The sequence below is a fragment of the Pseudomonas sp. SDO5215_S409 genome (assembly GCF_054071325.1).
Map to the genome: position 1 here is coordinate 1 of NZ_JBSVWN010000006.1, position 12,136 is coordinate 12,136.

A 12,136-nucleotide genomic window follows, 5' to 3' on the forward strand; every position below is an offset into this window, starting at 1 on the left:
GACGCGGAGCGTCACCGGAGGCATTCCCACGCGGAGCGTGGGAACGAGTAGGAGATTCAGATAACCACTTGATCGGGTGCGAGGCTCAGCTCACGCGAGCACTCAGGATTCTAGCTACTCAGGCCAACCCACACTCCACCAGCAGGGCCTCCAGGCCCAGCAGGTCGGGGACTTTCGCCACGTGTTCGCCCACCTGCACCGCCGCCAGTTCCAGTGCGCACAGCGGTACGTCCACGTAACTCAGTTGGTTATCGAGTTTGTAGGAGCGCGGAATGCCCTGGATCACCAGGGCGATGAACTTCAAGGTCGGTCGCCCGCCCAGGGCGTTCAGCACCACGATCCTGGCCCGCTCGCCCACCACGCTTGGCCCGCCGCACACAGCCTCAAAGCTGATCAGCGGCAGTTGCCGGTCCCGCCAGGTCACTTGCCGCAAGTACCACGACGGCGCATCGCTGGCCGGTTCGCCGCGTTGAAAGTCGATCAGTTCAGCCACGGCCACGTTGGGCAGCAGCAGTTGGCGGTCGGACAGCGGCAACATCAAGCCGGTGAGTTGGCTGGCTCGGTGGTCAAACATGGGGCTTGCTCCAATAGGCGATGCTGTCGAGCAGCACCGACTCCTGATACGGCTTGCCGAGGTAGTCGTTGACCCCAATGGCCATCGCCCGGTCGCGGTGTTTTTGCCCGGTGCGCGAGGTGATCATGATGATCGGCAGCCGCCGCAGCCGCGGGTCGTTACGGATATGGATGGCCACTTCAAAACCGTCCATGCGCGGCATTTCGATGTCCAGCAGCATCAGGTCCGGGGTGTGTTCTTCAAGCACGCTCAACGCGTCGATGCCATCTTTGGCCGTGAGCACATTCATGCCGTTGCGCTCCAGCAAGCGGCTGGTGACTTTGCGCACGGTGACCGAATCGTCCACCACCAACACCAGCAACGGGCGCTTTTTGCGCGGTTCGTTGACGGCGATGTGCGTGTCGCTCGCCGCCTTCGGCAGCGCCGGTGGCAGCGCCCGGATAGGCGCCAGCACGTCGATGATCAGCACCACCCGGCCATCGCCCAGGATGGTCGCGCCCGACAACCCCTGCACCGCTGCAAATTGCGGCCCCAGGCCTTTCACCACGATTTCACGGGTGCCGTCCATGCCGTCCACCTGGATGGCCACGCTGCGCTCGTTGCACTGCACCAGCAACACCGGCACCGGCTGGACCTGGCCGAGCAGCGTGGGCCGCGCCACGGTACGCAGCAGTTCGCCCAGGTAATACAGCTCATAACGCTGACCGGCATAGACATAATGCGGCGGGTCTTGCTGGTAGTAGTTTTCCAGCTCGGTGGGCAGCACCCGCACCAGGCCCTCGATGGTGTTGAGCGGGATCGCGTATTGCTCGTCCGCGCACTGCACCATCAAGGCACGGTTGACCGACACGGTGAACGGCAAGCGGATGCGAAAGTGCACGCCCTCCCCCGGCTTGGAGTCGATGACCATCGACCCGCCGAGCTGGCGCACTTCTTCGTGCACCACGTCCATGCCTACGCCTCGCCCGGAGATCTGGGTGATTTTCTCGGCGGTGGAAAACCCCGGTTGCAGGATGAACTGCAGCACGTCGCGGTCGCTGATGTCGGACGCAGGGTCGAGCAAACCGCGCTTGATCGCCTTGCGTCGCACGGCTTCAAGTGGCACACCGGCACCGTCGTCGCGCATATCGAAAACGATGTCGCCGCCTTCGTGGGTCAGGTCCAGCGTGATGCGGCCCTTTTCCGGCTTGCCTGCCAGCAGGCGCACATCGCGGGCTTCCAGGCCGTGGTCGACAGCGTTGCGCAGCATGTGCTCCAGCGGCGCCACCATGCGTTCCAGCACGTTGCGGTCCATCTCGCCTTCGGCGTTGCCGACCACGAATTCCACGTCCTTGCCCAACTCGCCCGCCACCTGGCGCACGATGCGTTTGAGGCGCGGCAGCATGCGCTCGAACGGCACCATGCGCGTGCGCATCAGGCCTTCTTGCAATTCGGTGTTGATGCGCGCCTGTTGCTGCAACAGGCGATGGGCGTCGGCGTTGCGCTGATCGAGGGTTTCCTTGAGGTCGAGCAAGTCGGAGGCCGACTCGGACAAGGCTCGGGACAGCTGTTGCAGTTGGGAATGGCGGTCCATTTCCAGTGGGTCGAATTCTTCGTAGCCCAGGCGCTCGGCTTCGGCCTGGCGGCTGAGGATGCGGCCCTGGGTTTCGGTGTCGAGACGGCGCAGTTGGTCGCGCATGCGCTCGATGGTGGTTTCCACTTCGTTCAAGGCCACTTGGGCATCGTTGACCTGCTGCTCGATGCGCCCCCGGAAGATCGAGGTTTCACCGGCCAAATTGACCAGGTCATCGAGCAGTTCAGCAGAAATTTTCACCATGTCGGCCGCCGGGTCGTTCACCGGCGCCGCATCGGTCTTGCCAGTGGGCGCCACCGGTGCCGCCTGGGTTTCAGCCGGGCGCACCAGGCTTTTGATGCGCTCGATCAGCCGTTCCACCGACCCCACCGGCTGCCCCGCCGCGACCGCGTCGATCATCTGCGCCAGGCGGTCGTGGCAGCCTTGCAGCAAGGCGAACAACTCGGCAGACGGCGCCAGCAAACCTGCCGACAAGCCTTCGTACAGAAACTCCAGCTCATGGGCCAAGTCCCCAATGGGCCCGATCTCGACCATGCGCGCACCGCCCTTGAGGGTGTGCAAGTCGCGCAGCAGGGTTTCGACTTCCTGGCGACTTTTCGGCTCGGCCTGCCAGCGCGAGAGCGCAGCGCCGGAGCTGTCGAGGATGTCGGCGGCTTCCTCGAGGAAGATGTCCAACAACTCCGGGTCGTTGCCCGACGGCTCGGGCACCGCCGCCGGCGCCACGGGCCCGCTGTGCTGGCGCCACGCGCGCAGTTTGCCGACCCAGGGGCTGGCATCGCCCAGTGCCTGTTGCTGTTGCAATTGCTCCAGTTGCAGCGACAGGTGCTCATGGCTGGCCATCAGCAACTGAGCCAGCTCGACGGAGTAGCTGTAGCGCCGGTCTACCAGGCCTTCGTAAAGGTTTTCGAGCTCCAACGCGAGGTCGCCCACCGGGCCGATTTCAGCCATGCGCGCGCCGCCCTTGAGGGTGTGCAGGTCGCGCTGCAACGAGGTCAGCGGCGCCACGCTTTCGGGCTCCAGCAGCCAGCGCTTGAGGGACTGCCCGGCGCTGTCGAGGAGGTCCACGGCCTCTTCCAGAAAGATTTCGACGATCTCGTCGTCCATCGCCACGCCCTGCTCCAACTGCGCCGTGGCGGCGCCCAGTTCGGCGATGCTCAGCGCCCGGCTGCCGTCGCTTTTGATCAGGCCGGTGGCGGACGGATCGAGGCTTTCATCGAGCAGTTCACGCAGCGCCTGCACCCGCGCCGGGGCAGCGCTGACCTCCTGACCGGCGGCCAGTTGGTCGAGCATGTTGATCAGCGCTTCGTGGGCCTGCTCGGCCTCGTGAAAAAACCGCTCGCTGACCGCCAGGCTGCTTTCTTCGACGGCGCCGTAGAGGTCGAGCAAGGCTTCGCACAAGGCGTCCATCGCGTACAGGTCGGCCAGGTGCGCGCCTTCGCCCAGGGTGGTCAATTCGTCCAGCAGCGCCGTCAGTTCCTGACGCTCGCCGGGGTGGTGTTGCCAGCGGCGCAGCAGGTTTTCGGCGTCGAGCAGGATGTCCATGCCCTGGGCCAGGAAATTGGTGATCAGTTGCGGGTCCCGCTTTACGTGCAGGCCGCTGGGGGCGCTGAGCAGTGCTTCGAGCTGGCGTTGCAACACGCTGTGCGTGCGCTCGATCAGCGCCGCTGCGCCAGGGATGCTGGCGTGCGGGTCCGTGCCGAGTTGGCGCACGCCCTGCTGGAACAGCGCTTCGGCTTCCAGCAGCAATTCGATTTCGTCCAGGTCCAGCGCCAGGCAGTGGGCTTTGTATTCGCGGGTGAGCTGGTCCAGCGCGCGCGCCAGTTCGGCAATGGGCAGCACGCCGGCCATAAAGGCGCTGCCCTTGAGCGTGTGCACGGCGCGTTGCAACTCGTCGCTGACGTGCAGCGGCAAGTGTTCGGCGGCCTGCACCAGAAAATGGTTGAGGCTGTCGAGGTGGCTTTGCGCTTCGTTACGGAAGATCTCCAGCAACTGCGGGTCGAGGGCCACGGGGTCTGCAACGGTGCCGCTGGCCAGGGCGTGGGCGCGGGCGGCAAGGGCGTCGACGTCGTCGCGCTGGCGTTGGGCATTGGCGGCAAAATCGGCGATCAGGTCGGGCAGCAACGCCACCGCCTCATCCAGCACGGCGAGCCCATCGGGCCCGGGTTTGACGCTGCGCTCCAGCACGCGGTTGAGCAGGTTTTCGACCGCCCACGCCAGCTCCGCCAGCACCTGCGCACGCACCATGCGCCCGCTGCCTTTTAGGGTATGAAAGGCGCGGCGCAGCTCGCCCAGGGCGGCCTTGTCTTCCAGGCTCGCCGCGCCACCGGGCAGGTAGCGGTGCAGCACGTCGAGGACTTCGGCGGTTTCTTCAAGGAACACGTCACGCAGTTCGTCGTCCACCGGCGCCTGGTCGGCCGCAGGCGGCAGCAGGCTGCCGGGGCGCTGTTGCGCGGGCGGGTTCAGGCGCGGAGTGGGATCGGCCAGCACCTGTGCCAGGGCGGGCTGCGGGGCCTCGCTGATGGACAGCGCCTGGCGCCACGGTTTTTCTGTTGGCAGATACCCCAGCGCCGCCAGCCCGCGGGCGGCCACGTCCAGCACGCGTTCGCCGGGGGCGTCGGGGTCTTGCAGCATGCGCTCCAAGTAGTACTCGAGGCTCATCAGCACGTCGGCAAAATGCCCCAACTGCGCCTCGTCGGGCGCGGTTTCGCTGGCCATCAGGGTTTCATCGACGTAATCGGTGCAGCCGCGCATCAGCCGGGCCGCGCGCGGCAGCGGGATCATCGCCAGTGCGCCGCGCACCTGGGTCAGCAATTCGGGCAGCGATTCCAGGCGCTGGCGGTCCCAATCGGCTTCCAGGCAGTCGATCACCAGCTCTTTGGCCTGGGCCAGGCACTGACAGGACTCGCGGATGACCAACTGGTGGATCTGCGTCAGGTCGGTGGTGGGCAGGCGGCTTTCTTCGCGGCCTTCCGGCTCCACGGGGCCGACCATCCCGGCCAGCGTGGACTCGACGTACAGCAGCGCCCCGGCCACGTCCATCAATACGGCGTCGTCGGGCGCACGCTGGCCTTGCACCAGGCTCAGCACCACCGCCAGTTGGTCGATGATGACTTTGCGCGGCTGGCCAAACCCCAACACCGCCAGGGTGTCGGCGATTTGCCGCAGGGGCGCCAGCAGGGCGTCGAGGTCCTGGGTGTGTTGGCGGTCGCTGCGCACGAACAGGTCCAGGCGTTCCTTGACCCGCACCAACTCTTCGCACAGCGCGCCCAGCACCGAGCCCATCGCGTCACGCCCGGGGCTGGTCAGGTGGGCCCGTTCGGCGTCCACCACCGCGCTGTCCGGCAGGGCTTCGTCGAGGCCGTAACGCTCCTTGAGGCTTTGCATGCGCGGCGTAGGCCGGGTGACTTTGGCGATGTAGAACAACAGGCTCTTGAGCAGTTGGTCGGGCGCCGGGCTGTTGATACCCTCGATGCCCTGGGCGAGCAGGCGCTTGAGGACCTTGTCGCAGGCCTTGAGCAGGCTGCGCAGCGCCGGGCTGTTGGCGACCACGCCGGTGAGCATGCCCTCGACCAGCGCCGAGGTGACTTGCCACAACGGCAGCAGCGGCGCGCCCTGGCACAGGGCTTCGAGACGGGCGAACACACGGGCCAGGTCGTCGAGGTTTGTGGGGCCATGGTCTTCGCGCAGCAAGCCCGCCAGGGCCTGTTGCAACATAAGCCGCCACTCACGCAGTTGGCCGGGCAGGTCGGCGGGTGCCCGTTGCGCCAGGACCGCCTCGGGCAGCGGCGCAATCACCAGCAGTTGCGGGCTGAACAGGCTGGTTTCCGAGAGCAGGCTGTCGCCGCGCACGCTGCGCAAATCGTTGAGCAGCGGCAACACCACCAACGGCAGGTCGCGCCGGGCGCTGCGCACGCGGTCCAGGTACAGCGGCAATTGCACCAGCGCCTGTTGCAGCAGGCGGATCCCTTCGTCACGCCCGCTCACGCGGCCCGCTTGCAGGGCCTGGGCAAGTGCCTCCATCTCTTCGGCGAACAGGGCGGCGCCGTAGAACTCGATCATTTGCAGGCTGCCGTGCACCTGGTGGATACCCTCCAGGCACGCGGCGATGGCCTCCTCGCCTGCCGCATGGGTATAGGCGTCCAGCGCCGAACGGGCCTGCTTCAGGGTTTCGGCAATCTCGCCCTTGACCCATTCGAGGGCCACGTAGTCGTGCCGGTCAACCATAACTGCTCCCGTCAGAATTCTTGCGTTGCGGTGGTGCTAAACACACTGGCGATCACGTGTGGATGGGGTTGCAAAGACACGTCAATCCTCGGCCTGCGCGGCGGGCGGCAGGGTGAAACCGGAAACGGAGCGGCGCAGCTGGCTGGCCATTTTCGCCAGGTTGCCGATGCTGTCCGCCGTGGCGGTGGAGCCCGACGAGGTCTGGCTGGTGATCTGCTGGATCACGTTCATGGTCAGGGAAATCTGCCCTGCCGATAAGGTCTGTTCCTGCGCCGCATTGGAGATGCGCTGAATCAGGTCGGCCAGGGTCTGCGACACGCCTTCGATCTCTTCGAGCGCCACCCCGGCGTCGTGCGCCAGGCGCGCGCCGCGCACCACTTCGGTGGTGGTCTGCTCCATGGAAATGACCGCTTCGTTGGTGTCGGTCTGAATGGCGCGCACCAGGTTTTCGATCTGCCGGGTGGCCGCCGACGAGCGTTCGGCCAGGCGCTGCACTTCGTCCGCCACCACCGCAAAACCGCGCCCGGCGTCACCCGCCATGCTGGCCTGGATGGCCGCGTTGAGGGCCAGGATGTTGGTCTGGTCAGCGATGTCGTCGATCAGGCTGACAATGTCGCCGATCTCTTGCGACGACTCGCCCAGGCGTTTGATGCGCTTGGCGGTGTCCTGGATCTGTTCGCGAATGTTGTCCATGCCGTGGATGGTGTTGTGCACCACCTCGTTGCCCTTGTTGGCAATGGCCACCGAACGCTCGGCCACGGCCGTGGACTCGGCGGCGTTGGCCGACACCTGGTCGATGGACTGGGCCATCTGGTTGATGGCGGTGGACGCTTCGGCGATTTGCTGGGCCTGATGCTCGGAGGCCTGCGCCAGATGCATGGCGGTGGCCTGGGTGTCTTGCACCGCGCCCGCCACTTGGCCCGCGGTGAGGTTGATGGTGGCCACCAGGTCGCGCAGTTGGTCCACCGAATAGTTGATGGAGTCGGCGATGGTGCCGGTGAAGTCTTCGGTGACCGAGGCGGTGACGGTCAGGTCGCCGTCGGCCAGGTCTTCGATTTCGTCCAGCAGGCGCATGATCGCGTTCTGGTTGCGCTCGTTTTTTTCGGCGGTTTCGCGCAGCTGGCGGTTGGTTTCGCGCACCATCACCAGGCCAATCAGGATGATCGAGGCCAGCGCCAGCAGGCCCAGGACGTAGCCGCCGATGGTGTCGAAATTGCGCTCGCCCGCCAGGTTTTCAAAGCCGGTGGCCAGGTGCGAGGCTTCGTCCAGCAGGGTCTGCGACAGGCTGAAAATATTGCCCGCCGAGGCCCGCACCTGGAACAGTTGCGGGGAGGTTTCGAGGATTTCATCCACGGAGCCAGACACAAACTCGAACAACTCGGCGATGTCTGCCAGCCGCGCCCGGGCGTCGCGGTCTTCGACCTGGGTGATGCGCAGCCCGGCGTTGCCCTGGAGCATGCCATTGAGCACCTGGCCAAAGCGGTTAGCGTCGCGGCCAAAGGCATCGGCGGCCTGGGCGGCGCTTTCGTCGCCCGCCAGCACCGTGTTGACCGCGCCCAGAATGCGCTCGGCCAACAGCGACTGGCGCTGGGCCAACGCCACTTGGCTGGCGGGGGCGCCGCGTTGCAGCAGGATGTCGACGACTTTTTCCGACTCCATCTGCAATTGCGGCACGGTTTCGGCCAGGGTCGCGGCCACCTGGTGCAGCGACAGTACCGTCTGCTCGCTGGCCAGGATCGCGTCGGTGTTTTTCAGCAGCGCTTCCCAGTCGGTCTGTACGGCGCGCATTTCGGCGTGCACGGTCACGGGCGCTGCGGGCAGGCCGGTGGCCGTGTCGCCTTTTTTCAGGTAGCCCCAGCGCAGGGCGAAGTCGTTGCGCGCATCGGCCAGCAACTTGAACGCGGCAGCCTTGCCCGCGGCGGCTTCGGTGGCGTTCTTGGCGATGCGCTGGGACAGCACGCGCAGCTCACCGGCATGGCCGATGTACTGTTTGTCGTAGGTGGACTGGGTGTTCAGGTACGCGAAGTTGGCGAACAGCAGCATGATGAACACGATCAGTGCAATAAACAGCACGATGATCTGTGCGCGGCTGCGGGAAGCTTCCTGGGGTTTGGGCGGCGTGACGGTGCTCATGCGGTGACATCCATGAACCCTGGCGCCTGGGCCAGGGCGAAGGGGCTGAAGACCTGCCACGGCTGGGCGCCGTCGAAGCGGCCCTGAATAAACGGCGTGCCGTCGGCGGGGGGCGTCATCAAGGCGTCTTGTGCGAAGTGCTGCATGCCCACCACCTCATCCACCAGCAGGCCGATAAAGATATCGTCGACCTCCACCACCAGCACCCGGCGCTGGCGGTACACGGCCGAAAACAGCGGGTAGCCCAGAAACCCGCCCAGGTCCATCACCGGCAGCAGGCGGCCGCGCAGGTTGGCCACGCCTTTGACCCACGGCTTGACGCCGGGCATCAGGGTGCAACGCGGCTCGTGCAGCACTTCGGCGACTTCGCCCATGGGCGCCACGTACCAGTGCTCGCCCAGGCGAAAGCCGATGCCGCTCCAGCCCTGTTGCCGGGTTTCCTGGGACGGCAGATCAGCGGCCAGCAGGCGGCAGCGGCGGTCGATGTCCAGCAGCAGTTCGAACGCGGTTAACGACTCGGTCATGGCAACGCGCCTTTAGCCGGCCAGCACCGAGTCGAGGGTCTTGATCAGGGTTTCTTCGTCCACAGGCTTGGTCAGGTAGTCACGCGCGCCCTGGCGGGTGCCCCAGACCTTGTCGGTTTCCTGGTCTTTGGTGGTGATGATGATCACCGGGATGTGGCTGGTTTCGGCGTCTTTGGTCAACTGGCGCGTGGCCTGGAAGCCGTTGAGGCCGGGCATGACGATGTCCATCAGCACCGCGTCGGGTTTTTCCTGGCGGGCCAGGGCCACGCCATCACCGCCGTTGACGGCCTTGAGAACCTGGTGACCGTGCTTTTCGAGCATCTCGGTCAGTTTGTACATTTCAGTCGGCGAATCGTCGACGATCAAAACACGTGCCATGGTTTTCCCCACTGGTGTTGGTAGACGCGCCCTCGTGAGGCGCTGTCAGAGTGCTTGTTCTACTGTGGCGAAGCCCGGTACACAGGCCTTGATCGCACTCAGCAGTTCTTCCTTGCTGAACGGCTTGGTCAAAAATTGATCAACACCGACGATGCGCCCCTTGGCCTTGTCGAACAGGCCGTCCCTTGAGGACAGCATGATCACCGGAATCGCCTTGAACGCCGGGTTGTTCTTGATCAGGGCGCAGGTCTGGTAGCCATCCAGGCGCGGCATCATGATGTCGACAAAAATGATCTGCGGGTGATGGTCCACGATCCTGGCCAGCGCATCAAAACCGTCGAGGGCCGTGATGACCTCGCAACCGGTGTGCTTGAGCAGTGTTTCGGCGGTGCGGCGGATCGTTTTCGAGTCGTCGATCACCATCACTTTCAAGGCGTTGGAATGCTGTTCCATGTCTGCTCTGCCATCGCCACAGCGAATCGGTTTGCGGTGTGTGTTGCCCGGTGTACGGCAAAAGCCCTGACGGGCAAGGGCCGAAGCGTCATGGGAGCCTTTTTAGCACAGTCTGCGCAAAATTCATCGTGGGATAAGTGCACGGCCGGCTCGATGCCCGAGAAAAACCAAGAACTTTCCTAACTCATTTAGCAACTTTTCCTACAGATAACAAAGGCACTCCCCCGGTAGCGTCCGTGCATTCGCGAAGGCACGAGCAAGGGAGCTGCATGAGTGGCCAAGTCCCCAAACCGGCGTTACCCAACTTGAACCGTAACCGGCATGAAAACGCCGCCGAGCCTGTGGACCTGCATGCCCTGCATTGGGCGCAATACCCCACGCTGGCCGGGCCCGCGCCAACACGCGCCGCAACGCCGGGCTGCGTGTTCGCCAAAAGTTGCGCGCTGCCCGATGGCGTGATCAACCACAACAACCCGGGCGGTTTCGTACCCGTTGAACAACTTGATGCCTACGGGGCGTGGGCCGTGCTGGGCACAGGCGGCGCCATTACCGCCGAAGGCACCGGGCTGCAATGGGTCGGCGGGTCGACGACGGCACGCGCACTGGGCAGTTGCCTCGGCGGTTCGCTGGCGTTGCGCCTGGTGGGCGCGAACGCCGTGATGGCGGCAGGCGCCGCGGTGGGCACGGTGGCGCTGGTCATGCCTAACCCCGCCCTGACGCCCGACAGCGCCTTTTACACCCACGACCAATACGCGGCGCTGCAACTGGGCCGCACGCGTGTACGGGTCAACGTAAAAAGCCTGCCCGGCGGCGCAGTCGATGCGTACGGGTTCTACACCGGCAGCAAACGGGAGTGGGAAAACGTCCCGGTCATCAAGGCCGCGAAAGACGGTGAACGCTATGTTGCCGACATCGGCCATGGGATCGGCCTGGTCTGGACACCCGCGCAAAACCCGGAGGGTGTACTGGGTATCCCGGCGCTGGAAGGGGCGCAGCCATTGCGCACCGTGTGGGTGTACCCGCCGACGCCGCAGGCGCAGACCGCGCTTGAGAACCCTGCGCACCCGCCTGAGTTTCAGGACGCGATCGTGTGGTTCCCGGCGGATGCGGGGATTGAGCCGATTTATGTGGTGCTGAGTACGCAGTTGGAGAAGAACAAGGCCGCGGGAGCGGCGTTTGAGGAGGATAACTATCCAGAGTTTTCAGAGGATAAAAAAGTTTCAGCCCAACAGGTCACACTCAAGACCAGAAGCGGCGTTAAAGTCCGGCTGGATATGATCGGCAAAACCTCAGATGGCGACATCGTAACCAACTGAAAGGGAGCACATCATGTCGGTAACCGATCCCAACGTGATTGATATGTGGGGCATCCCAACGTGGGATGACAACACCATTGTTCTGGCCATCTCTGACCATCTCGGGTGGCACGACGCGACAGAGCAAGGCGAGCACCTGTTGATGCTCCAAGCAAAAATCAATGCTTACGTTGCATTTATTGAAAGCGGCGAAATGGGTACTGAAATTCCAGAGGCCCTTGGTAAAAGTCCAGTCATCCAAGTGCTGGGGCTTCATGAGCTATCAGAACAGGGCGAGCTTTTTATTGATCGCGCTGCAAAAGTGCTTGAGCAAATTGATATTGGGCTGGAGTTCATCTTCAAAGGCGACCGGAAAAAGTACGACACGCCGTAATGTTTGAAAAACCGCACTCTCTCGTGCGTTGAATGCAAATCATCAGGCACCGCACCGCTCACTCGAAACCAGAAAATGGCGTTCCCGGAAACCGAAGAAAGTGGCGCCGTCGTGGTCGGCAAAGGAAAACCCAGCTTCCCCGGTGGCACTGTCATTGCGCCCACTAAAGTCCAAATAGTGCGGCCCAAGCCTTAAAAGAGGTAAAAATGCCTATCACAAATCCGAAAGCAATTGATTTCTGGGCGATTCCCCACTGGGAGCCCGAAAACATAATCCTCGCGATCACCGACCACCTTGAATGGGGCAACGCGGTCGAACAGGGCGAGCATTTATTGATGCTTCAGGAAAAAATCAATTTATACATCGCGTTTGTTGAAAGCGGTGAAATGCTCACCAAAATTCCCGCAGCCTTGGATAAGCAGCCCATCATCCGGGTCTTTGGTTTGCACGAGTTACCGGAACAAGGTGAGCGCTTTGTTAATCAGGTGACACAAGCACTGGAAGCAGTAGGTATCGGGTTCGAATTCGTCCTGCATGTAAAATGAAAAAACACGACAGGTCAGCCGCCGACCTGGCACCCGCCCCCAC

General features: G+C 63.8%; 9 protein-coding genes and 1 pseudogene. 4 read left to right on the forward strand and 6 right to left on the reverse strand.

Going from position 1 to position 12,136, the window contains the following annotated elements:
- Nucleotides 1–118: 118 nt before the first annotated feature.
- The 6 genes from ACW9H9_RS04845 to pilG form a co-directional block, all read right to left on the reverse strand.
- Nucleotides 119–574 (reverse strand): chemotaxis protein CheW, encoded by a 456-nt coding sequence (locus ACW9H9_RS04845; RefSeq protein WP_457342021.1) that lies wholly within the window; start codon nucleotides 572–574, stop codon nucleotides 119–121.
- Complete coding sequence (locus tag ACW9H9_RS04850; protein WP_457342022.1) at nucleotides 567–6,371, reverse strand: Hpt domain-containing protein; 5,805 nt, start codon at nucleotides 6,369–6,371, stop codon at nucleotides 567–569. The genes ACW9H9_RS04845 and ACW9H9_RS04850 overlap by 8 nt, the downstream gene beginning before the upstream one ends.
- A gap of 81 nt (nucleotides 6,372–6,452) precedes the next feature.
- Entirely contained in the window at nucleotides 6,453–8,504 is a 2,052-nt protein-coding gene (locus ACW9H9_RS04855) for a methyl-accepting chemotaxis protein (protein ID WP_457342023.1), read from the reverse strand.
- Nucleotides 8,501–9,028: a chemotaxis protein CheW gene (locus ACW9H9_RS04860; protein ID WP_457342024.1), complete on the reverse strand. Its 528-nt coding sequence runs from the start codon at nucleotides 9,026–9,028 to the stop codon at nucleotides 8,501–8,503. The genes ACW9H9_RS04855 and ACW9H9_RS04860 overlap by 4 nt, the downstream gene beginning before the upstream one ends.
- A 12-nt stretch (nucleotides 9,029–9,040) precedes the next feature.
- Complete coding sequence (gene pilH / locus ACW9H9_RS04865; protein ID WP_457342025.1) at nucleotides 9,041–9,406, reverse strand: twitching motility response regulator PilH; 366 nt, start codon at nucleotides 9,404–9,406, stop codon at nucleotides 9,041–9,043.
- A 45-nt stretch (nucleotides 9,407–9,451) separates the two neighbouring features.
- Nucleotides 9,452–9,859, reverse strand: coding sequence for a twitching motility response regulator PilG (pilG, locus tag ACW9H9_RS04870; protein ID WP_457342026.1), 408 nt, complete (start codon nucleotides 9,857–9,859; stop codon nucleotides 9,452–9,454).
- 269 nt (nucleotides 9,860–10,128) lie between these two features.
- Between pilG and ACW9H9_RS04875 the strand changes: the two genes are divergently transcribed.
- The 4 genes and pseudogenes from ACW9H9_RS04875 to ACW9H9_RS04890 all read left to right on the forward strand — a co-directional run bounded on the left by ACW9H9_RS04875 (nucleotide 10,129) and on the right by ACW9H9_RS04890 (nucleotide 12,093).
- Nucleotides 10,129–11,175 carry an S-type pyocin domain-containing protein gene (locus tag ACW9H9_RS04875; protein ID WP_457342027.1) on the forward strand — a complete coding sequence of 349 codons (1,047 nt, stop codon included), beginning with the start codon at nucleotides 10,129–10,131 and terminating at the stop codon, nucleotides 11,173–11,175.
- Between the two features lie 13 nt (nucleotides 11,176–11,188).
- Complete coding sequence (locus ACW9H9_RS04880) at nucleotides 11,189–11,548, forward strand: DUF6572 domain-containing protein (protein ID WP_457342028.1); 360 nt, start codon at nucleotides 11,189–11,191, stop codon at nucleotides 11,546–11,548.
- 18 nt (nucleotides 11,549–11,566) lie between these two features.
- A pseudogene (locus ACW9H9_RS04885) lies at nucleotides 11,567–11,743 on the forward strand (S-type pyocin domain-containing protein); the annotation flags it as partial.
- A gap of 11 nt (nucleotides 11,744–11,754) precedes the next feature.
- Nucleotides 11,755–12,093 carry a DUF6572 domain-containing protein gene (locus tag ACW9H9_RS04890; RefSeq protein ID WP_457342029.1) on the forward strand — a complete coding sequence of 113 codons (339 nt, stop codon included), beginning with the start codon at nucleotides 11,755–11,757 and terminating at the stop codon, nucleotides 12,091–12,093.
- The last annotated feature ends 43 nt before the right edge of the window (nucleotides 12,094–12,136 follow it).

Excerpts from the sequence above, each read along its gene's own strand:
- ACW9H9_RS04845 (WP_457342021.1), bottom strand. The coding sequence starts at position 574 with ATGTTTGACCACCGAGCCAGCCAACTCACCGGCTTGATGTTGCCGCTG.
- ACW9H9_RS04850 (WP_457342022.1), bottom strand. The coding sequence starts at position 6,371 with ATGGTTGACCGGCACGACTACGTGGCCCTCGAATGGGTCAAGGGCGAG.
- ACW9H9_RS04855 (WP_457342023.1), bottom strand. The coding sequence starts at position 8,504 with ATGAGCACCGTCACGCCGCCCAAACCCCAGGAAGCTTCCCGCAGCCGC.
- ACW9H9_RS04860 (WP_457342024.1), bottom strand. The coding sequence starts at position 9,028 with ATGACCGAGTCGTTAACCGCGTTCGAACTGCTGCTGGACATCGACCGC.
- pilH (WP_457342025.1), bottom strand. The coding sequence starts at position 9,406 with ATGGCACGTGTTTTGATCGTCGACGATTCGCCGACTGAAATGTACAAA.
- pilG (WP_457342026.1), bottom strand. The coding sequence starts at position 9,859 with ATGGAACAGCATTCCAACGCCTTGAAAGTGATGGTGATCGACGACTCG.
- ACW9H9_RS04875 (WP_457342027.1), top strand. The coding sequence starts at position 10,129 with ATGAGTGGCCAAGTCCCCAAACCGGCGTTACCCAACTTGAACCGTAAC.
- ACW9H9_RS04880 (WP_457342028.1), top strand. The coding sequence starts at position 11,189 with ATGTCGGTAACCGATCCCAACGTGATTGATATGTGGGGCATCCCAACG.
- ACW9H9_RS04890 (WP_457342029.1), top strand. The coding sequence starts at position 11,755 with ATGCCTATCACAAATCCGAAAGCAATTGATTTCTGGGCGATTCCCCAC.